This window comes from Streptomyces sp. ST2-7A, assembly GCF_021390475.1.
In the GTDB taxonomy this organism is placed as follows: Bacteria; Actinomycetota; Actinomycetes; order Streptomycetales; family Streptomycetaceae; genus Streptomyces.
In genome coordinates this window covers 58,243-78,988 of the sequence record NZ_JAJUWS010000025.1, presented here as the reverse complement: position 1 = coordinate 78,988, position 20,746 = coordinate 58,243, and the positions used below count along the sequence as shown (strand labels likewise).

Below are 20,746 nucleotides of genomic sequence, written 5' to 3'. Positions count from 1 at the left end.
TGCTCCCCCGAGGGCCGAACGCCGTCGAGCCCGTGATTCCGTGTCGGACAGGCGAAGAGGGGCGAGAATGCCCGGAGACATCCCCGGGAAAATACCGGGAGGACCCGGAAAACGACGTGGCCGTCGCCATGCGCACCACGACGCACCGGACACGCGTGAGGAATTCGAGCGGATCGCCGTGCTGCCGCCGTGCCCGGAACGACAGCGGCTGTGCCGCCAGGTGGTCTGCGCCTGGAAGCCCATGGCCGACCGGATCGCGCTGACCTACCGCAGCCGCGGGGAGGACCTGGAGGATCTGCGCCAGGTGGCGGCACTGGGCCTGGTCAAGGCGGTGGAGCGCTACGACCCCTCGCGGGGCAACGCCTTCGAGAGCTTCGCGGTGCCGACGATCGTGGGCGAGGTCAAGCGACACTTCCGGGACTGCATGTGGCGGGTGCACGTCCCGCGCCACACCCAGGAGCTGCGCAACCGGGTGCGGACCGCCAGCCGCCATCTGGACTGCGGGTTGGACGAGTACGGGCCACCGATCGGACGGATCGCCGAGTACACCGGCCTGTCGGAGCAGGAGGTCCGGCTCGGCATGGAGGCGATGCGCAGCTTCAGCACCCTCTCGTTGGACGCCTCCCCCACGGGGTCCGGCGAGGACGGGGGGCCGTCCCTGCTGGGCGCGCTCGGCGAACCGGATCCCGGCTTCGACCACGTGGTGGACCGCGAGTCGGTGAGAGGGGCCGTGGCCGGGTTGTCGGAGCGCGAGCAGGCCATTCTCTACCTGCGTTTCTTCGGTGATCTGTCGCAGAGCCGGATCGGCGAACGGCTGGGCATCTCACAGATGCACGTCTCCCGGCTGTTGCGCCAGGCGCTGATCCGCATCCGCGAGGCGGTGGAGAGCGGGGACCCGGTGGATGCCGGGAAGTCGACACGGACCCCCGCCTCCCGGGTGCCCCCCGGGACCACGGGACCCCCGGGTCCCGGGCCTCTTCCGCACGTCACTGAAAGGGCCGGAAACGAGAGGTTTCCGGGAGGTCCCGTCGGGCAGGAGAAGGCTCCACGCCATCCGATGGTTTCGTCCGTCGGCGTGCGCCCCGGACACCCGGGCCCGTCCTCCCCGAATTCCTCCGACATTCCGCTTCACGGGAATTCCCCGAATTCCTCGAAAAAGAATCCGGGGAAGGCTCTTCCGCACGACGGTGGGGGGCGGGACAACCCGACATCCGCTCCTTCCGATCCCCGCGGAACCACACCGGGGAAAACCTCTCCGAACTCGGGTGGGAAAACCACCGGGAGCGGAGCCCGGGTTCGGTCGCCCCGGGGGGCCGGCCCTCCGACGCCGGGGGCCGTCCGGAGTCGTTCGGCACGCTCCTCACCCGCCGCACCCTCCCGCCCCCCTCGCACACCGGTGCGCACCACGCCCCGGGGCACCGGGGCCCACCCGGTCATCGGTGGCTGACCCGCCCCCGGGGCCCGGGGGCGGGCGTCGGGGAACCACCCCGGGAAGGGGGCATGGGAGGAGCCGGTCGGGACAGAAGCACCGAAACCGTGACGGGGCCGCGCAGTGGTCCCCGCCCCGGTGTCCGCCCCATGACGGGTCGTGGAACCCGTCCCGAACCCGGGAGGTACGTTGACCCCGCCGACCGGTGCCGCCGGCACCCTCGAGTCGCCCCACACGGCCGGGACCGACTCCCCGGAGGCCACCGGGGAACTCGTCCGCCTGTCCCCCCGTGACGCCGCGCGTGTCCTGACGCAGTTGCTGCTGCCCACCGCCGCCAAGGGCCCGATCATGCGCCGGCCCACCCCCATGAAGCTCTCCGAGCGCCACGGCTGGGATCGTCACGCGCTCGACCTGATGGCCGAGCTGCGGCAGCGCTACGGGGACGGGCCGGTGATGCTCAACACCACCGCCCGGCCGATCGCCCTGCTGCTGACCCCCGGGGACATGCACCGGGTCCTCGGCGAGACCCCCGACCCGTTCACCCCCGACACACTGGAGAAGCGGCGGGCGCTGGGCAAGTTCCAGCCGCACGGCTCGTTGATCTCCCGCGGCGGGGAGCGTCGGGCCCGTCGGCGGGTCAACGAGAAGGCCCTGCAGATGCCCCGGGCGATGCACTCCGCCGCCCCGGATGTGGTGCGGCGCACGGCCGAGGAGTCCTCCGCCACCGTCGACCGCGCGCTGCGGCACGGCGTGCTGGGTTGGGACGACTTCGGCGAGATGTGGTGGCGGGCGGTGCGTCGCATCGTGCTGGGTGAGGCGGCGGCCGACGACACCGGACTCACCGAGCGGCTGAACACCCTGCGTTCGGCCGCGAATTGGTCCCTGCTGCGCGGCCGGCAGCGCGCCCGGCGCGACGAGTTCCTGCTGCGCGTCCACCGGTACGCCTTCGCCGCCGAGCCCGGCACCATCGCCCACGCGCTGCACGAGCCGGGGCTCGGTCGACCGGAGGCGGATCCGGTGGGGCAGATCCCGCACTGGTTGTTCGCCTACGAGCCCGCCGGGATGGTCACCTTCCGGGCCCTGGCACTGCTGGCGGGACACCCCGAACAGGCGGCCCGGGCGGTGGCGGAGGCGGGCGAGGCCGGTGATCCGGCCACCCCGCGCCCGTTGCCCTATCTGCGGGCCTGCGTGCGGGAGTCGACACGGCTGTGGCACACCACCCCGATGATCCTGCGGGAGACCACCGAACCCACCCGGTGGACGGGGGGCACCATGCCCGCCGGGACCCTGGTGGTGACGTACTCCCCGTGGTTCCAGCGCGGCGAATTCGCCACTCCCCACCAGGACTCCTTCGCACCCGAGCAGTGGTTGTCGGGGGACGCGGAGGAGAACCCGGCGCTCGTGCCGTTCAGCGACGGTCCCGGACGGTGCCCGGGCGAGAACCTGGTGCTGTTGACGGCGAGTTCGTGGCTGGCGGGGATGCTGGCGCACACCGACTGGAAGGTGATCTCCCGGCCCGCGCCGCGAGCCGGGGAAGCGGTCCCCGCGCTGTTGGACCACTTCACGCTGTACCTCACTCCCCGACCCCGAGCCGGAGCGGGCTGACCGGTCCTCCCCGACCGGGGCCGGGTGTCGCCGGGCCCTCCCGGTGACACCCGGCCCCCTCCGGCATGCCAACGCCTCCGACCCCCGATGGTCACGGTCCCCCGCGCCCGTCGGTTCCCGCCCCACCGGGGGGGAACCGACGGGCGCTTCGAGGCGTTCCCCTGCCGAACCCCGGCGATCCGGACCGCCGTCGGGAGCACGGCGCCCGGCTCCCCTCCCGACCCCGCCGGCGAACACCGGTGGTTTCGCCGATGCGCGGATCCGCCCCGCGGCTGAACCATGACCGTGTCCACCCCCCACACACACCAGGGAGACACGAGTTCGATGGAGCCGCATTCGAACGAAGCCGAGCGCACCACCGGCCGGCACAAGCGCACGTCCCGTCGCCGCATCCTCTCGCTGGGTGTCGCGGCCCTCTTCGCCATCGGTGGGGCCGGGGTCGCCGTCCCCGCCGCGATGGCCGGCGAGACCGCGCAGACGACCGACGTCTCCGCCCAGAGCCAGTTCCAGCGCGGGCCCAACCCCACGGTCTCGAGCATCGAGGCCCGCACCGGTCACTACCGGACCTCGACCACCAGGGTCTCCTCCTTCGCCTCCGGCTTCGGCGGCGGAACCATCTACTACCCGACCACCACCAGCGACGGCACCTTCGGCGGCGTCGCGGTCGCCCCGGGGTACACGGCCTCCTCCTCCACCATGGACTGGCTGGGGCCGCGCATCGCCTCCCAGGGCTTCGTGGTGTTCGTCATCGACACCAACACCCGCCTCGACCAGCCCTCCTCGCGCGGTCGTCAACTGCTGGCCGCGCTGGACTACCTGACCGAGCGCAGCTCCGAGCGGCACCGCGTGGACTCCAACCGCCTGGCGGTCATGGGCCACTCGATGGGTGGCGGTGGCGCCCTGGAGGCCACCATCTCCCGGCCCTCGCTGAAGGCGTCGATCCCGCTGACCCCGTGGAACCTCACGAAGAACTGGAGCCGGGTCACCACCCCGACCCTGATCGTGGGCGCCGAGAACGACAGCGTCGCCTCCGTGCGCTCCCACTCGATCCCGTTCTACACCAGTCTGTCCTCCTCGACCGACCGCATGTACGTCGAGTTGGACGGCGCCTCGCACTTCGCGCCCAACGTCTCCAACACCACCATCGCGAAGTACAGCATCTCCTGGCTGAAGCGGTTCGTGGACGACGACACCCGCTACGACCAGTTCCTGTGCCCGCTGCCCAACGAGCGCGCCATCTCGGACATCCGCGGCAACTGCCCGCGCTGACGTCCCCCCGGGTGCCGCTCGCGGCACCGGTCCGCACCACCGGCCGGCGGTCCGCCCCCACGGGGCGGGCCGCCGGCCCCGCGCGTTCCCGACTCGCCCGACTCTTCCGCACCCCGGGTCGGATCGGACCGGGGGCGGGCCGGCAGGATCACCGACATGTCACCGGTCCCGCCCCGCCCCGACCGCGCCCCGATCACGGGCCCCCTCCTCTCCCCCCGGGGCGAACGTCCCTGTTCGGTGGTGATCTGCCGGGGATGCTGCTGCGGGAACACGGGCAAGAACCCCGGAACCGACCACGCCGACCAACTGCTCCGGCTGCGGGAGGCGGAGGTCGCCTCGGCGGGCCGGTTGCGGATACGGGTCAGCGACTGCCTCGGCCCCTGCGGCAAGGCCAACGTCCTCGTGGTCAACCCCTCATCCGAGGGACGCCGACGCGGCGGCCGACCGGTGTGGCTGGGATGGGTCAACGCGCCCGAGAGCACCGAGGAGGTGCTGGAGTGGGTGGCCGCCGGGGGCCCGGGACTCGCCGAGCCCCCGGCGGCCCTGAGCCTGCACGAGGTGCCGCCCGGCGACCCCGCCCCCACCCCGAAACGGTCCGGTCGGGGAACGGGCGGGCGGCGGAAGCGCGGCGGGCGCCGGGGCTGACCACCGACCGGTCCCCGGCCCTCCCGTCGGTGGGACGATGGCACCGGGGCCGGGAGTCGCGAGCGGCGCCCCGCGGACACGAGGAACGGAGCACGACATGGGACGGGTCACCGATCGACGCCGGGTACTGCGGGTGCGGGACGGCCGCGTCGACGAGCGGCCCGACACCCTGACGGTGGAGGAACCCCTGGAGATCCGGGTCGCCGGCAGGCGACTGGCGGTCACCATGCGCACCCCGGGTGACGACTTCGCCCTCGCCTGCGGCTTCCTGGTCGCCGAGGGCGTGATCGCCGAGGCCGGGGAGGTGAGCCGGGTGGTCTACTGCGGCGGGCGCGACCGCTCCGACCCGGAGGCGGGCAACTCCTACAACGTGGTGGACGTCGTCCCGGCCCCCGGGGTGGCCCCGCCGGTCGCGTCGCTGGAGCGCCGGGTCACCACCACCTCCGCCTGCGGCATCTGCGGCCGGACCGAACTCGAGGCGGTACGCACCACCGCCCGGTACACCCTGGCCTCCGGCCCCCTGGTGGACCCCGCGCTGCTGGGTTCGCTGCCGGATCGGCTACGGGCGGCGCAGCGGGTCTTCTCACGCACCGGGGGCCTCCACGCGGCCGGCCTGTTCACCGGCGACGGCACCACGATCGACGTGCGGGAGGACGTGGGTCGGCACAACGCCGTGGACAAGGTGGTCGGGCGCGCCCTGCAGGCGGGGCGACTGCCGTTGGACGGCACGGTGCTGCTGGTCTCCGGACGTGCCTCCTTCGAGCTGGTCCAGAAGGCCGTGATGGCCGGCATCCCGATCCTGGCGGCGGTCTCGGCGCCGTCCTCGCTCGCGGTGGACCTGGCCCTGGAAACGGGCCTGACGCTGGTCGGCTTCCTGCGCGGCGGGTCGATGAACATCTACGCGGGGGCCGAGCGGGTGGTGCTCCCGGCCGGGTGACGCGCGGCGGACGGCGGGGGTCGCCGGCCGTCCTCAGGACGGACCGTCCCCCGGCGCGGCGCGGTGGGCCCCGGAACCGTCACCCGGGCCCGGCGGGGGCCCCTCCCCCACCGGTCGCGGCTCCTCCTCCCGCCCCCAGCGGCGGGCCAACACGGCGCAGACCACCAGTTGCATCTGGTGGAAGAGCATCAGCGGCAGTACCGCCATCGCCGTCTGCGGACCGAACAACACCCCGGCCATCGGCAGCCCGGCGGCCAACGACTTCTTGGACCCGGCGAAGACGATCGCCACCCGGTCCCCGCGGGTGAAGCCCAACCGACGCGAGCCGTACACGGTGATCACCAGCATGAGCGCCAGCAGCACCACCTCGATCGCTCCCAGCGCGAGCAGTCGCCGCCAGCTCACCCGGCTCCAGATGTCCTCCTCCATGCCGCGGCTGAAGGCGGCGTAGACCACGATGAGGATGGACCCCCGGTCCACCAGGGAGAGCACCGCCCGGTGCCGGGTCACGAAGCCGCCGATGAAGCGGCGCAGGAGTTGACCGAGCAGGAAGGGCAGGAGCAGTTGGCCGCCGATCCGCAGCAGGGCGTCGGCGTCCAGGCCCCCGGAGAGCGCGGCGCCCCCGAGGCCACCCATCAGCAGCGCCACCAGCACCGGCGTGAGGAACACTCCGATCAGGCTGGAGAAGGACCCGGCGGCGATCGCGCCGGCGACGTTGCCCCGGGCGATGGCGGTGAAGGCGATGGAGGACTGGACCGTGGAGGGCACCAGGCACAGGAAGAGCAGCCCGGCGTACAGCTCGGGGGTGAGCAACAGGTCGCCCAGCGGGCGGGCGGCCAGGCCCAACAGCGGATAGAGGACGAAGGTGCAGCCCAGGATGGTCAGGTGCAGACGCCAGTGGCGCATCCCGGCCAGTGCCTCGGCGGTGGACAGCCGGGCGCCGTAGAGGAAGAACAGCAGGGCGATGGCGCCGGTGGCCGACACGTCGGCCGCCGTCGCGGCCGGACCGGTGGCCGGCAGGACGGCGGCCAGCGCGACCGTTCCCATCAGGAGCATCAGATAGGGGTCGAGCCGGCGGGTCATCCGTCGCAGTCCGTGCACGGCGGCCATTGTGTCCCGCCGCTCGGGTGACGGTTCCGGTGGGGTGCCGGGGAACCGCCCGGGGTGCGACGGGAATGCGGGGGTGACCGTCATCGTTGGAGCGGGGATGGGTAGGGAAACCCACCCGAACACACGATCCGAGCCGCCATCACACGGAGTAAGGACTCAATCGCACGTGAGCAGCGTCCCGCATGTGACTCTCAACAACGGCGTCGAGATGCCCCGATTGGGCTTCGGCGTCTGGCAGGTGTCGAACGACGAGGCCACCGCCACGGTGGGCAAGGCGCTGGAGGTGGGGTACCGCGGCATCGACACCGCGGCCGCCTACGGCAACGAGGAGGGTACCGGGCGCGCCATCGCCGAGTCCGGCATCCCCCGTGACGAGATCTTCGTGACCACCAAGCTCTGGAACGGCGACCACGGCTACGACGCGGCGCTGCGCGCCTTCGACGCCTCGCTGGAACGTCTGGGCCTGGACCACATCGACCTGTACCTGATCCACTGGCCGCTCCCGGCGGTGGACCTGTACGTCGAGAGCTGGCGGGCGCTGGAGAAGATCCACTCCGAGGGCCGGGCCCGCGCCATCGGCGTGTCGAACTTCAAGCCGCCGCACCTGCGCCGGCTGTTGGACGAGACCGAGGTCGTGCCCGCGCTCAACCAGATCGAGCTGCACCCGAACCTGCCGCAGGCCGAGGCCCGCGCCTTCCACGCCGAGCACGACATCGTCACCGAGGCGTGGTCCCCGCTGGGGCAGGGCAAGGGTCTGCTGGAGGACCCGACGCTGGTGTCGATCGCCGAGAAGCACGATGTCACCCCGGCCCGGGCGGTGCTGCGCTGGCACCTGCGGCTGGGCAACGTGGTCATCCCGAAGTCGGTGACCCCCTCGCGGATCGAGGAGAACTTCGACCTCTTCGGGTTCGACCTGGACGACGAGGACATGACGGCGCTGGCCGGCCTGGACAACGGCCGTCGGCTGGGTCCGGACCCGGACGAGTTCAACAACCGCTGATCCGGCGGTCCCGCCGGCGGATCCCGCTCCCCGTCGATACGACCCCCGGGTCCGCTCCCTTTCCGGGCGGACGCCGCGGCCCCGGTTCCCGCGCCACGCGAGGGTCGGGGCCGCGGCGCGTTCCGGGGCCCCGGAACCGTGTCCGCGTCCGTCGTTCCCCGACGGTTCCGGGTGGCTCCTCGATCGCTTTCGGGGGTTCTCCGACGTCTCCGGTCGTTTCCCGATCGGAGGTCGCGGCGGGGGCGCCGTCCCGCGGTAGCGTTCCCGGGCCCGTTCCGGCGGACCCGCCGGAGGCCCACCGGCCCGTGTCCGCCGAGCCGTCCGCGGGCCCGTCCGACACCCGCGCGGAATCCGCTCCAATCCGCCGGGGTCCCGGCTCCGAATCACCCGTGTACCGGTCCCGGGGCCGGGCGTGGCCCGCTCCGCCCCGCCCGGATCTCCGGTACCGACCGTCCAGAACGTTCGTCCCGGCCGCTCCGAACCCGGCGCGCCGGCCCCCATCCGGAGGACCCATGCCGGCACCCGTTCCCCCTCCCGCCCGGCCGCTGCCGGCCGCTGCCGGGCGGACCCCCGCCACTCCGGTCCGGAAAGGCCGGGGGTCGTGAGGCAGCCGGCGCGGATCGGCGGGTCCTCCCCGGCGCCGGCCGATCTCGGCGAGCTGCTGGGACGGGTGTCACGGGGTGACCGGGAGGCGTTCGAGGGCGTCTACGACCTGGTGGCGGGACCGGTGCTGGGGCTGGTGCGCAGCGTCCTGCGGGACCCCGCGCAGTCCGAGGAGGTGGCGCAGGAGGTGTTGGTGGAGGTGTGGCGCGGCGCCGCCCGGTACCGGCCCGAGCGCGGGAGCGCCATGGCCTGGGTGATGACCCTGGCGCACCGACGGGCCGTGGACCGGGTGCGGTCGGCGCAGGCGGCCACCGATCGGGAGCACCGGGCCGCCCTGCTGGACCACACCCCCGCCTACGACGAGGTCGCCGAGCAGGTGGAACACCGCCTGGAGCGCGAGCAGGTGCGGCGCTGCCTGCGCGGGCTCACCGAGGTGCAGCGGCAGTCGGTGACCCTGGCCTACTACCGGGGGCTGACCTACCGTGAGGTGGCCGAGCTCCTGGCGCTTCCGCTGGGCACGGTGAAGACCCGCCTGCGCGACGGCCTGATCCGGTTGCGCGACTGCCTGGGGGTGACCGCGTGAACGCCGCCGACCCGCACACCCTCACCGGGGCCTACGTCCTGCACGCCCTCCCACCCGCCGAGCGGGAGGACTTCGAGCGGCACCTGGCCGATTGTGAGGCGTGCGCCGTGGAGGTGTCCGAGTTGGCCGCCACCGCCGGACGGCTGGGGGGCGCGGTCGCCGTCTCCCCGCCGGTGACGATGCGCGCGGAGGTGCTGCGGCGGATCGGCACCGTGCGGCAGGATCCGCCGGCGGTACCGGTGGGGGACCGCGCCGGAACCGGCCGGGGCGCGGGGCGCGGGGGGCGTTCGCCGCGGTGGGTCCTGGCGGCCTGCCTGGCCGCGGCCCTGCTGGGCGGTGGGACGGCGGTGTGGCAGTACCGGGAGGCGGACCTCGCGCGGGAGCGGGCGGTGGAGGCCGAACGGCTGCTGGAGTCCGGCGAGGGGATGTCGGAGGTGCTGGCGGTACTCGCCGCACCGGACGCGCTGGCCGTCTCCGGTGAGCTGGTGGAGGGCGCCACCGGCACGGTGGTGCTCTCGGCGACCGAGGACCGTGCCGTGTTCGTCTCGACCGGGATGCCCCCGGCGCCGGACGGCATGACCTACCAGTTGTGGTTCGACGACGCCGGGACCATGCGACCGGCCGGTCTGATGGATCCGGCGGCCGGGCCGGGCACGGAGGCGGTGGTGATGCGGGGGTCGCCGGACGGGGCGGTCGGCATGGGGATCACCCTGGAGCCGGCCGGTGGCTCGCCGGAGCCGACCTCGGAGCCGTTGGCGGCGATGGCCTTCCCCCCACCGGGCGACGCGGGGGGATGAGCCGCCGGGCGCGGGGCGGGGACCGGTCAGGAGCCCGGGTCGGCGGGACGGGCGAGAGGGTCACGACCGGCTCCCCCGGCTTCGTCACCGTTCCCGTCCCCGTCGCCACCCCGGTCGGCGTCCCCGTCGGGCCGTCGGGAGTGCCGCTGCCGCCACAGGGCGTAGAGCGGCAGCGCGAACCAGCACAGCACGAACCAGACGAACAGGCCGAGGACGAGCCAGTAGGCCGTCCCGCTCTGCAGCACCAACAACGTGATCAGCAGCATCGCGCAGGTGACGGTGCACAGCAGCAGGAACAGACCGATCACGGTGAGGATCGAGGCCAGGTCGACGGTCTCCGGTTTGAGCCGTCGTCCGGTCACGAACCGGTGCAGGGTCACCGGACCGATCAGCGCCCCGGTGGAGGCGGCGCCGAGCATCACGGTGAGTACGTACAGGTGCACCTCGGGGGTGGTCAGCTCCTCGAAGCGGGGGGCGAAGGCGGCCCCCAGGAGGAAGGCGAGGAGGACCTGACCACCGGTCTGGGCGACCCGGACCTCCTGGAGGAGTTCGTTCCAGCGGCGATCGGCCCGCTCCTCCTCCGTCTCGTCCCGGCCCCATCCCGCGACGGCTTTCGGCGGCCTCCCGCGCGTACCCTCGTGTGCCCTGCCCACGGCCCGCCGTCACCTCCGCGTCCCGCGCCCACGCGCTCGAATCGCCACTCCGTTCGACGGTACTCCGGACAGGTGAGACCGGCCGATGCGACACCCCGACACCCCGACACCCCGACACCCCGACACCCCGACACCCGGCGCGCCGCCGGGTCCCCCATCGATCCGATCACCCGGTGGCCCGGTCATCCCATGGCCCGAGCGCCCGATGAGCCGCTCTCCCCGGACGCTCGCGTCCCAACGCACGCCCCTTCGTCACGACGAGCGCTCCCCGATGGACGCATCCGGGGAGCCGGAACCGGCGGAATCCGTTGTGATCGATCGACGGATGCGCCCCGGCCGCCGGGGCGCGGGAGGAGAGTGCCGGCATGACAGCGAACGGAGAGCGGGCCGGGGAGATGGGGCGCGCGGCGGAGGCGGTGGCCCTGTTCACCTCCGACCTGCGCGTCCACGACCACCCCGTGCTGGACGCGGCGCTGGCCGACGCCGGTCGTTCCGGGGCGGTGATCCCCCTGTTCGTTCGCGACACCGGCGTCGAAGCCACCGGGTTCGACGCCCCCAATCGCCGGGCCTTCCTCGCCGACTGCCTGGCCGACCTCGACTCCGCGCTGCGCGAGCGCGGCGGGCGCCTGGTGATCCGTTCCGGTGCCGTGGTGGAGGAGGTGTGCCGGGTCGCCGCCGAGACCGGTGCCCGACGGGTGCACCTCGCGGCCGGGGTCAGCCGGTACGCCGCCGATCGCGAGCGGCGGCTGCGCCGGGCGCTGGAGCGAGACGGACGCGAGCTGGTGGTCCATGACGCCGTGACCACCGTCGTGCCGCCCGGTTGGGTCACTCCCTCGGGGGGAGACCACTTCGCCGTCTTCACCCCCTATCACCGGCAGTGGGAGCGGGTGGGGCTGCGGGAGGAACGGCCGGCGCCGCGCCGGGTGCCGGTGCCGGAGGGGATCGAGGGGGAGGAGCCGGGTGCCGCGAAGGACATCCCCGGCGTATCGCCCGAGCTGCCCCGGGGCGGCGAGGGGGAGGGTCGGCGCCGGATGGAACGGTGGCTGGAGGCCGGCGTCGCCGACTACCCCGACCGGCACGACGACCTGGCCGGCGACGGCACCTCCCGGCTCTCCCCCTATCTGCACTTCGGATGCGTCTCCCCGGTGGAGCTGGTGCGGCGGTCGCGCCGGGTGGGCGGCGCCGGGGCGGAGGCGTTCGTCCGCCAGGTGGCCTGGCGCGATTTCCACCATCAGGTGCTGGCCGCCCGCCCGGAGTGCTCGCGGCGGGACTACCGGGGTCGGGAGGACCGGTGGCGGTCCGCCGACGGGGAGGCGGCCGAGGAGGTGGCCGCCTGGCGCGAGGGGCGTACCGGCTATCCGATCGTGGACGCCGCGATGCGGCAGTTGGCCGTCGAGGGATGGATGCACAACCGCGGGCGCCTGTTGGTGGGCAGCTTCCTGACCAAGACCCTCTACGTGGACTGGCGGGTGGGCGCCGAGCACTTCCTGTCCCTGCTGGTGGACGGCGACATCGCCAACAACCAGATGAACTGGCAGTGGATCGCGGGCACCGGCACCGACACCCGTCCCAACCGGGTGCTCAATCCGCCGGCCCAGGCCGGGCGGTTCGATCCGGACGGGACGTACGTCCGTCGGTGGATCCCCGAACTCGCCGGGGTGGAGGGGGCAGCCGTGCACCGGCCCTGGAAGCTCGAGGGGCTGGATCGGGCGCGGGTCGGGGATTATCCGGACCCGATCGTGGATCTGGCGTCGGCCCGGGATCGGTTCGAGCGGGCCCGGCACCGGGGCTGAGCCCGGCCGGTCGCGCCCCGCCGGGAGCCGGACCGGGGTTCTCCCGACTCGGGTCCCCGTGCCGGGGCTTTCCCCGCGAGGAGGAGGGGGGAAAGCTGTTCCGACCGGGGGTCGGAAGGTCGCACGCCGGAATTTTTCACTCTTTCGGATGAGGGACCCATCCGCCGGCGGTCCGGCACCGAACAAAGGGCATGACCGCACACCGCACGGCGGGAAGCACCCCCGGCCCGACCCCCGTCCCCGCGACCGGGGTTCGGCCGGGGGTCCGCCGCGCGGCGGGGGCCCTGAGCGGACCGCTCGCGACCGGTGCCGCGTTGGGGGCCGGCGAGCTGTGCGCCGGCCTCCTGCGGCCCGGGGCCCGCCCCGTCACGGTCGTCGGTGGGGCCGTCATCGACTCCACCCCGGCGCCCGTGAAGGAGTGGGCGATCGCCACCTTCGGCGCCGCCGACAAGGTGGTGCTGCAACTCGGGGTGGTGGTCGTTCTCATCGGCTGTGCCGTCGGGCTGGGGCTGTTGTCCTCCCGCCGGCGGGTGCCGGCCGTCCTCGGCGCCTTCCTGTTCGGCGCGGCGGTGGCCGTGATCGCCCTCTCGCGTCCCGCCTCGACTCTCTCCGACACCGTCCCCTCGCTGGTGGCGGGCGTGGCCGGGGCCGGAGCGCTGTGGTGGCTCTCCGGTCGGCTGCGGCCGGTCGGTGGAGCCGGTTCCGTCCCGGCACCGACCGGGGCGTCGCCGTGGACACCGGTCCGGGAGGAGGGTGCCGCCCCGATCGGGCCACGGACCGGACCGGCCGGGGCGGCGGCTTCCACGGGCGCGGCGGAGTTCGACCGGCGCGGCTTCCTGGCCGCGGCCTCGGTCACCGCCGCCGCCTCGGCGGGGGCGGGGCTGCTGGGTCGGCGGCTGTCCGACTCCGGCGCGGCGGAGGCGGAGGCGGCGCGCGATGCGGTCTCACTGCCCGCCCCCGACCTGCCGGCGGGTCCCCTGCCGGCGGGGATCGATCCGCCGGTGACGGGCCTGACCCCCTTCATCACCCCGAATCGTGACTTCTATCGCGTGGACACCGCCCTGACGGTGCCCCGGGTGGACGCGACGACCTGGCGGCTGCGGCTGCACGGGCTCGGGATGTCGCGGGAGGTGACGCTGGATTACCGCAACCTGCTCCGGCGCGAGCTGGTGGAGCGGGACATCACGCTGACCTGCGTCTCCAACGAGGTCGGCGGCCCCTACACCGGTAACGCCCGCTGGATCGGGGTGCGGCTGGCCGAGCTGCTGCGGGAAGCGGGCGTCCGCGCCCCCTCCGAGGGTGGGCCGGCCGACCAGTTGATCTCCCGCTCCGTGGACGGCATGACCATCGGCACCCCGGTGGAGGCCGTTCTGGACGGTCGGGAGGCCCTGCTGGCGGTCGGCATGAACGGCGAACCGCTGCCCTTCCGCAACGGTTTCCCGGTCCGGATGGTGGTCCCGGGACTGTACGGCTACGTCTCGGCCTGCAAGTGGCTGGAGGAGTTGGAGCTGACCACCTTCGCGGAGGTCGACGCCTACTGGGTGCGCCGGCAATGGGCGGCCGAGGCACCGATCAAGACCCAGTCCCGGATCGACACCCCGCGCCCCTTCGCGCGGGTGGGGGCGGGGACGGTCGCGGTGGCCGGGGTCGCCTGGGCCCAAACCCGTGGGATCGAACGGGTCGAGGTGCGGGTGGACGACGGCCCCTGGCAGGAGGCGGTGACGGCCGATGTGCCGCACACCGACACCTGGCGCCAATGGTTCGTCGAGTGGCGGGCCGAACCCGGCTCCCACCGTCTGGAGGTGCGGGCGACCGACGGCACCGGCGACACCCAGACCCCGGAGCGCGTCGGGATCTCCCCCGACGGTGCCTCGGGTTGGCACTCGGTGGTGGTCACCGTGGAATGAGTCCCGCCGCGAGGGGCGGGGAGGCTCCCGGATCGCACTCCGATCACGCGGGGTCATCCCGGGGAACGGCCCCCGGGCCGGGCATCGGAACGCCCCACCCGGCTGACGGGTTCGGATCACTCCCGAGCCGCATCCGATCAATTTCGATCGACAGTATTCGTCTCGATTACCCCGAAAGATGCCGACACCTCCGCCGCACCCGAAGATGCGGCAATCACAGCGGAAACACTGGTAGGTACTGGTACCTGCCGATACGTCACCTTCGGACCTTCCGTCACGACAAGCCCCGCGGGACCCGTCCGGGTCCCCCGATTCCAGGAGTTCGTTTCCCATGAACACCCGTATGCGTCGCACCGCCATCGCCGTCGTCACCGCCGCGATGCTGCCGCTGTCCCTGACCGCCTGCGGCAGCGACGACGCGGACACCACGAACGACACCGCGCAGGAGGAGACCGGCGCCGTCGGCACCGACGACACGGACGAGGGCACCGAGGAGCCCGCCGAGGAGAGCATGGACGAGGGCATGGCCGGCGCCGCCGCGCCGTTCGGCCCGGGTTGCGCCGCCGTCCCCGAGGAGGGCGACGGCAGCTTCGAGGGGATGGCCCGGGAGCCGGTGGCCACCGCCGCCTCCAACAACCCCGAGCTCTCCACCCTGGTCAGCGCCCTGACCGAGGCCGGTCTGGTCGACACCCTGAACGGCGCCGAGGACATCACCGTCTTCGCCCCGATCAACGAGGCATTCGAGGCCATCCCGGAGGAGGACCTCAACGCCCTCCTCGCCGACCAGGAGCAGTTGAACTCCGTGCTCACCTACCACGTGGTGGACCAGCGGCTGGCGCCGGAAGACCTGGAGGACGACACCTACGAGACTCTCCAGGGCGAGGAGATCACCGTCTCCGGCTCCGGCGAGGAGTACACCGTCAACGAGGCCAACGTGGTCTGCGGCAACGTCCAGACCGAGAACGCCACCGTCTACCTGATCGACGAGGTCCTGATGCCCTGATCCGGCTCCGCCGGACCCGTCGGTGCCCCGCCCGCTCCCGTCGGATGGAGCACCGACACCGGAACCCCGGGCCCCGGCCCGGACGCACCCCCGGTGCCGCCCGGTCATCCACCCCCGCGGCAACCGCACGGCACCGGGTCACCCCACCGCCGTCGGCCGCCCGCGCGGGCGCCGGCGGTGGGCCGGGATCGCGCCGGTCGCCCCCTCCCCCGCCCGGAGGACGCGGCCGGCGCGTTCCGTTGTGGTGCTCCGCCCCGGTGAGGGGTCGCCCTCACGGTGGCCCCTCACCGGGGCGTTCCGCGGCAGGAGACCCGGGAGAGACCCGTGACGGGCCGCCCATCGGGGAAAGTCGGCCCGGACACCGTCCGCGGGGGCCTCGTGCTTGCCCTGTCGAGCCCTCGACCCATAGCGTCGTGTTATGGATCTGGAGTTGCGTCACCTCAAGATCATCCGGGCGATAGACGAGGCCGGCAGTCTCACCCGCGCCGCCACGTCGCTCGGATTGGCACAGTCGGCGCTCAGTGCCCAACTCAAGCGAATAGAAAGGGCGCTGGGCGGTCCGTTGTTCGAGCGCGGCCGGCACGGGGCACGCCCCACACCCCTGGGCGAGCTGGTTCTGGACCGCGCCCGGGTCCTGTTGCCCGCCATGCGCGAATTGCAGGAACAGGCCGTCCGCTTCGCCAACACCCTCGAGGACCTCCCCCGGTTCCGCCTCGGCGGGACCCACGGCCCCCTGCTGGGCGGGCTGGTGGACCAGCTCTCCGTCCTCCATCCGCACGCCACGATCTCCACCCTCACCAGCTGGTCGGTGGAGGAGCTGAGCGAGCTGGTGGTCTCCGGCCGGCTGGACTTCACCCTGGTCGGGACCTGCGGCGAGTCCAGTCCCCCGGCCGCCGACCAACTGGTGTGGCGGACCGTGGCCCGGGACCCGATCTTCGTCATGCTGTCCGAGAACCACCCCCTCGCGGAGGAGTCGGAGGTGGAGTTGGAGCGCCTCGCGGGCGAGCAGTGGGTGGACGCCCCCGGGGACGGTTGTTTCGGGGATTGCTTCTACGCCGCCTGCGCCCGGGCCGGCTTCGCCCCGTCATCTGTTTATGAGATGGATACCTCCGGTTGCGTGCATCTGGTCCAGCTCGGTCGGGCGGTGGCGCTGTGCCGGGCGATCTTCCCGCCGACCCCCGGTGTCGTCACCCTTCCCCTGGCGGGCTCGCCCCTGAGTTGGCGTCATCTCATCGGCTGGCATCCGGCGTCGGCCGCCGCCGGTGCCGCGCCCGCCGTGGTGATGCACGCCCGTCAGGTGCACCGTGACGCGGCGGGGCGCAACCCCCGGTACGCGAAGTGGTTGGCGGCGCACGCCCGCTTCGGCACCGCTTCCTGACCCGCGGTCCCTCCCGGTACCCCTTTTCCCGCACCCGGGGGTGCGGTGGTCACGGCACGGTGCCCAACGCGCCGGGAGCGCGCGAGGGGCGACCCGCATCGTCCGGCCATCCCTCCGCCGCCATCCGTACACCACGTGGGAACCGTCGGATCACTTTCCATCGCATCACAAGAGGTATTGATTGGCAGGTACACACCCCGGGTTCGCTACCACTAGCTTCATCACCGGAACACCCCCACAGCGGGCGCCCCCCGGGGCGGCCGCCGATCGTCCGGACCACCATCCGGCGACAACCCCCATCGGGGGCGCGGTCCCCACCCGCGCATCCCACCGCGTCGCCACCACGACCCCACCGGTGGTGACGACGGATCGGCATCACCCGCTTCATCCGCGACACCTGTCACCATGCGCAACTCCCGCACCACCACCCCCACACCCCCCCACACACAAGGGAGATCAGCATGCGTCGAAACCGACGTATCGCCATCGGCTCGGTGCTGGCGGCCACCGCCCTGGCCCTGACCACGATGCCCGCGATGGCCTCCGAGGAGACCACGCTCGCCGAGCGCGCCGAGAAGGCCGCCGCCGAGCTGCCCGAGGGCATGCTCGAGGCCATGCAGCGCGACCTGGGCCTGAGCGCCGACGAGGCGAAGGTCCGGATCGTCGAGGAGCTCGACGCGGCCGTCCTGGACGAGGAGCTCAGCGCCGACCTCGACGGCTACGCCGGTTCCTGGCTGGCCGAGGGCACCACCGACCTGGTCGTCGCCACCAGCGACAGCGCCGAGGCCGCGGAGATCCGCGCCGCCGGGGCCGAGGCGAAGGTCGTCGAGCACAGCCTGGCGGAGCTGGAGTCCGTCAAGGAGCTCCTCGACGAGGCCGCCGAGGTCAACCCGACCGACAACGCCCCCCTCTGGTACGTGGACGTCCCCACCAACAAGGTGGTCGTGCACGCCTCCGACACCACCGCCGCGGCGGACTGGGCCGAGGCCAACGGTGTCGACGCCTCCGCGCTGGAGATCGTCGAGTCCGACGAGCAGCCCCAGACCTTCTACGACCTGATCGGCGGCGACGCCTACTACATCGGCAGCGGTCGCTGCTCGGTCGGTTTCTCGGTGCGCCGGGGCACCACCCCGGGCTTCGTGACCGCCGGTCACTGCGGTCGGGTCGGCAACGCCACCACCGGCTACAACCGGGTCTCCCAGGGCACCTTCCAGGGCTCGGTCTTCCCCAGCCGTGACATGGCCTGGGTCTCCGTCAACAGCAACTGGATCCCCACCTCCTGGGTGCGGACCTCCAACACCACCGGCGTGCGGGTCACCGGCTCCACCCAGCAGCCGGTCGGCTCCTCCATCTGCCGCTCCGGCTCCACCACGGGCTGGCGCTGCGGCACCATCCAGCAGCACAACACCTCGGTGACCTACCCCCAGGGCACCGTCAGCGGTCTGACCCGGACCTCGGCCTGCGCCGAGCCCGGTGACTCCGGCGGCTCGTTCATCTCCGGCTCGCAGGCGCAGGGCGTCACCTCCGGTGGCTCCGGCAACTGCCGCACCGGTGGTACCACCTACCACCAGCCGGTGAACCCGATGCTGTCGCAGTGGGGTCTGACCCTCGTGACCAACTGACCCGGCGGCCCGTCCGGGTCAGCTCGCCGCCCGGCCCGCCGGGTCCCCTCCACGGGGGCCCGGCGGGCCGTCGGCGTTCCCGTCCGCCGCCGGGCCGCTCCGGGCGGCCTCCTCCAGCCACCGCCGGAAGACCCGGTGGACGGCCTCCGCGCCCACGAGCTCCCCGGTGTTCCCGGTCTCCGAACCGTCCCCGGCTCCCGTCGGGTCGCCCAGGTCCCGGGGCACCAGCAGGAACGCCCGGCACTGCTCCCCGCCCAGCCCGCCGTGCGAACCGATCTGCTGCTCGAAGGCGTGCACGGCGCCCGTCGCCGGGTCCACCGCCGAGTTCACCATGATGTCCGGGGCGTGCGGGAAGCGCGCGGTGCGCAGCACCCGCCCGGCGGCATGGGGGCCGAAGGGCGCCAGCGGATCGTTCCCCAGGATCGTCCCGTCCACCAGTCGGTGCTCGCCCCCTCGCCCGAGCACCACGGGGCCGTGCCGCTCGTCCTCCACCAGCACGAAGCCGATGCCCGGGTGACCGGCGAGCAGCGGCAGCAGGGCGGGATGGGCGGCGTCGATCCGCTGTCGGGTGGCCCGACCCGGCAGATCGGGCAGGGAGACCAGCCCGAGGTTGCCCGAGCCCAGGACCACCGGGTCGGCGCCCGGCCGCACGGTCGGCGCGACGGGCCCCGGGGACCCCACCGTAGGGGATCGCCGACCGGGGGTCGCCGTGACCGGCGGATTCCCCCGTCCCCGAGCGGCGCGGGCCCGGACGTGCCCGGCCCGCTCCGTTTCGGCTCCCTCCTCGGGGCGGTGCAGGGCCACCCGGACCGCGCCGAGGGCCTCGGCCCCCGACTCGTGCCGGGGTCGCCGCTCCCGGGGGACCGGGGCACCGCAGCCGGCGCGGACCAGTGCCTCCAGCCGCATCCCGTAGGCCGCCTCGAAGGTCTCCCCGTGGCTCTGCCCGTGGTCGGAGAGGAGCACCAGGTGGTAGGGGCGCGGGGCGTGCTCGATGGCGCGTTCGATCAGTTCGACGCAGCGATCCAGGCGGGCCAGCACCTTCCGGACATCGGGGCTGCGCGGGCCGGAGTGATGGGCGACCTCGTCGTAGGCCACCAGATCGGCGTAGACGGCGCGCCGCCCGGTGAGGACGTCGCCCAGGACGGAGGCGAGCACCACATCGCGCTGCACGACCGTGGCGAACGCCCGGACGAAGGGGTAGAGGCCACCCCGGGGCACCCTCGGGTGATCGCCGCGCACCCTGGACCGGAGAGCCTGGACGACCTCGCGGCCGACCTCGACCACGAAGGACCCGGCGGTGCGCACCGCGTGCGCCGGGTCGGAGAAGTACGCGAAGTAACCGGCCCGCGACCGGCGGCCGAATGACTGTCGGCCGGCCACCGACAGCACCAGCGCCGACTGCTCGGCACCGCCGGTGAACAGGTTCCCCCGACTCGCGCCGCCGTCGGCCAGCAGGCCGGGGGAGCCGGTGCGTTCCCGGGCCCGGCGCTGCATCTCCACCGCGCTGGAGGGCCGGTTGCTGACCATCAGCGTGCCGGTCTCCTTCTCGTACCAGCGGAAGGCCGGCACGTCGTGGTTGCTGCCGTGCAGGATGCCCAGCTGCGCGGCCCCGGTCTGGCTCTGCCAGTCGGTGTGCCAGGGCAGCACGCGGTGGCTGTCGGCACACAGCCGGGCCACGGTCGGCATCAGCGGCTCGGGACCCGCCACCGCCTCGCGCAGAATTTCGTGCCCCACCCCGTCGAGCTGGAGGAAGACGAACCCGGCGGGCACCGTGTCGGCGGCGGAACCGGTCGGCCGGCGGTCCCGGCCCCGCAGCCCGGCCATCCGGCGCAACCGACGGCGCAACACGCGCGGGTCCCGGGTGGCCAGGCCGGTGCCCGTCGCCGAGGTCGCGGCGGAGAGCACGGCCGCGACCACCACGGCCGTGCCCGTGCCGACCTCTCCCCGGTTCTGCGGCAGGAGGGTCAGCGCCAACCACAGCAGGGAGCCGTTGAGGAGGAAGACCAGCAGGCCCAGCGCCAGGGCGGGTACCAGCAGCAGGGCCCGCACCAACCAGGGCCAGATGAGGGCGCCGAGAACGCCGAAGACGGCCGCCGCGAGGGCCGCGGTGACCCCCATACCGGTCGGCGAGTCGTCCTCGGGATGCTGGAGCCGCAGGCGCGGCAGCAGGGCGGCGAGGACGATGAGGGTGAGGGTGCCGACCGCCCACACCGTGAGCCCGCGCAGCAGGGCCCCCGCCAGTCCGCGTCGCACCGCTTCGCGCACGGAACCGCCTTTCGTGTCGATACCGCCCGTTGTCACCGTCCGGTCCGGGTCCGTCCGGTCCGCGGTGCGGGCCATTCTTCCGGAAGCACCCGGTCGAACGGGCGCCCGGGGTCCGACGCGGTGGTGCCGGCCACGGCGGTCCGGGCC

Annotated in this window: 16 protein-coding genes; 13 read left to right on the top strand and 3 right to left on the bottom strand. The window is 73.5% G+C overall.

The features are described 5' to 3' along the window. Positions 1-178: 178 nt before the first annotated feature. The 5 genes from LZF96_RS27055 to fdhD all read left to right on the top strand — a co-directional run bounded on the left by LZF96_RS27055 (position 179) and on the right by fdhD (position 5,885). Positions 179-1,447: a SigB/SigF/SigG family RNA polymerase sigma factor gene (locus LZF96_RS27055; RefSeq protein ID WP_308294218.1), complete on the top strand. Its 1,269-nt coding sequence runs from the start codon at positions 179-181 to the stop codon at positions 1,445-1,447. A gap of 171 nt (positions 1,448-1,618) precedes the next feature. Beyond that, positions 1,619-3,034, top strand: a complete 1,416-nt coding sequence (locus tag LZF96_RS16295) for a cytochrome P450 (RefSeq protein ID WP_233872421.1) — start codon at positions 1,619-1,621, stop codon at positions 3,032-3,034. Between the two features lie 324 nt (positions 3,035-3,358). Beyond that, positions 3,359-4,303, top strand: coding sequence for an alpha/beta hydrolase (locus tag LZF96_RS16290; RefSeq protein WP_233872418.1), 945 nt, complete (start codon positions 3,359-3,361; stop codon positions 4,301-4,303). A 156-nt stretch (positions 4,304-4,459) separates the two neighbouring features. Then, positions 4,460-4,948 (top strand): NAD(P)H-dependent oxidoreductase subunit E, encoded by a 489-nt coding sequence (locus tag LZF96_RS16285; RefSeq protein ID WP_233872415.1) that lies wholly within the window; start codon positions 4,460-4,462, stop codon positions 4,946-4,948. A gap of 97 nt (positions 4,949-5,045) precedes the next feature. After that, positions 5,046-5,885 carry a formate dehydrogenase accessory sulfurtransferase FdhD gene (gene fdhD / locus LZF96_RS16280; protein WP_233872412.1) on the top strand — a complete coding sequence of 280 codons (840 nt, stop codon included), beginning with the start codon at positions 5,046-5,048 and terminating at the stop codon, positions 5,883-5,885. Positions 5,886-5,918: 33 nt separating this feature from the next. Here the strand turns inward: fdhD and LZF96_RS16275 are convergent, their stop codons facing one another. Next, entirely contained in the window at positions 5,919-6,995 is a 1,077-nt protein-coding gene (locus LZF96_RS16275) for a bile acid:sodium symporter family protein (protein WP_374203256.1), read from the bottom strand. Positions 6,996-7,161: 166 nt separating this feature from the next. On the opposite strand from LZF96_RS16275, the gene LZF96_RS16270 reads away from it, so the two are divergent. From LZF96_RS16270 to LZF96_RS16255, 3 genes are all read left to right on the top strand, one after another. Next, positions 7,162-7,995 carry an aldo/keto reductase gene (locus tag LZF96_RS16270; protein ID WP_233872409.1) on the top strand — a complete coding sequence of 278 codons (834 nt, stop codon included), beginning with the start codon at positions 7,162-7,164 and terminating at the stop codon, positions 7,993-7,995. Between the two features lie 601 nt (positions 7,996-8,596). Then, on the top strand, positions 8,597-9,181 hold the full coding sequence (locus LZF96_RS16265) for a sigma-70 family RNA polymerase sigma factor (RefSeq protein WP_233872406.1): 585 nt from the start codon (positions 8,597-8,599) through the stop codon (positions 9,179-9,181). Further along, complete coding sequence (locus LZF96_RS16255) at positions 9,178-9,978, top strand: anti-sigma factor (RefSeq protein WP_308294217.1); 801 nt, start codon at positions 9,178-9,180, stop codon at positions 9,976-9,978. The genes LZF96_RS16265 and LZF96_RS16255 overlap by 4 nt, the downstream gene beginning before the upstream one ends. A 26-nt stretch (positions 9,979-10,004) precedes the next feature. Here the strand turns inward: LZF96_RS16255 and LZF96_RS16250 are convergent, their stop codons facing one another. Further along, positions 10,005-10,631, bottom strand: a complete 627-nt coding sequence (locus tag LZF96_RS16250) for a DUF6328 family protein (RefSeq protein ID WP_233872403.1) — start codon at positions 10,629-10,631, stop codon at positions 10,005-10,007. Positions 10,632-10,996: 365 nt separating this feature from the next. Between LZF96_RS16250 and LZF96_RS16245 the strand changes: the two genes are divergently transcribed. From LZF96_RS16245 to LZF96_RS16225, 5 genes are all read left to right on the top strand, one after another. Next, positions 10,997-12,424: a deoxyribodipyrimidine photo-lyase gene (locus LZF96_RS16245; RefSeq protein WP_233872400.1), complete on the top strand. Its 1,428-nt coding sequence runs from the start codon at positions 10,997-10,999 to the stop codon at positions 12,422-12,424. 191 nt (positions 12,425-12,615) lie between these two features. Beyond that, a complete protein-coding gene (locus tag LZF96_RS16240; protein ID WP_233872397.1) occupies positions 12,616-14,331 on the top strand; it encodes a molybdopterin-dependent oxidoreductase in 1,716 nt (571 codons plus the stop codon). 331 nt (positions 14,332-14,662) lie between these two features. Then, entirely contained in the window at positions 14,663-15,334 is a 672-nt protein-coding gene (locus LZF96_RS16235; RefSeq protein WP_233872395.1) for a fasciclin domain-containing protein, read from the top strand. A gap of 418 nt (positions 15,335-15,752) precedes the next feature. After that, complete coding sequence (locus LZF96_RS16230; RefSeq protein ID WP_233872394.1) at positions 15,753-16,712, top strand: LysR family transcriptional regulator; 960 nt, start codon at positions 15,753-15,755, stop codon at positions 16,710-16,712. 461 nt (positions 16,713-17,173) lie between these two features. Next, the gene (locus LZF96_RS16225; RefSeq protein ID WP_233872392.1) at positions 17,174-18,334 is read left to right on the top strand and encodes a S1 family peptidase; all 1,161 of its coding nucleotides are present in this window, start codon (positions 17,174-17,176) and stop codon (positions 18,332-18,334) included. Positions 18,335-18,352: 18 nt separating this feature from the next. Here the strand turns inward: LZF96_RS16225 and LZF96_RS16220 are convergent, their stop codons facing one another. After that, positions 18,353-20,599 (bottom strand): phage holin family protein, encoded by a 2,247-nt coding sequence (locus LZF96_RS16220; protein ID WP_233872390.1) that lies wholly within the window; start codon positions 20,597-20,599, stop codon positions 18,353-18,355. Between the last annotated feature and the right edge of the window lie 147 nt (positions 20,600-20,746).

What these genes read in the sequence shown, in the direction of transcription:
- LZF96_RS16290 (WP_233872418.1), top strand. Translation starts at nt 3,359, where the DNA reads ATGGAGCCGCATTCGAACGAAGCCGAGCGCACCACCGGCCGGCACAAG.
- LZF96_RS16285 (WP_233872415.1), top strand. Translation starts at nt 4,460, where the DNA reads ATGTCACCGGTCCCGCCCCGCCCCGACCGCGCCCCGATCACGGGCCCC.
- fdhD (WP_233872412.1), top strand. Translation starts at nt 5,046, where the DNA reads ATGGGACGGGTCACCGATCGACGCCGGGTACTGCGGGTGCGGGACGGC.
- LZF96_RS16275 (WP_374203256.1), bottom strand. Translation starts at nt 6,995, where the DNA reads ATGGCCGCCGTGCACGGACTGCGACGGATGACCCGCCGGCTCGACCCC.
- LZF96_RS16245 (WP_233872400.1), top strand. Translation starts at nt 10,997, where the DNA reads ATGACAGCGAACGGAGAGCGGGCCGGGGAGATGGGGCGCGCGGCGGAG.
- LZF96_RS16240 (WP_233872397.1), top strand. Translation starts at nt 12,616, where the DNA reads ATGACCGCACACCGCACGGCGGGAAGCACCCCCGGCCCGACCCCCGTC.
- LZF96_RS16235 (WP_233872395.1), top strand. Translation starts at nt 14,663, where the DNA reads ATGAACACCCGTATGCGTCGCACCGCCATCGCCGTCGTCACCGCCGCG.
- LZF96_RS16230 (WP_233872394.1), top strand. Translation starts at nt 15,753, where the DNA reads ATGGATCTGGAGTTGCGTCACCTCAAGATCATCCGGGCGATAGACGAG.
- LZF96_RS16225 (WP_233872392.1), top strand. Translation starts at nt 17,174, where the DNA reads ATGCGTCGAAACCGACGTATCGCCATCGGCTCGGTGCTGGCGGCCACC.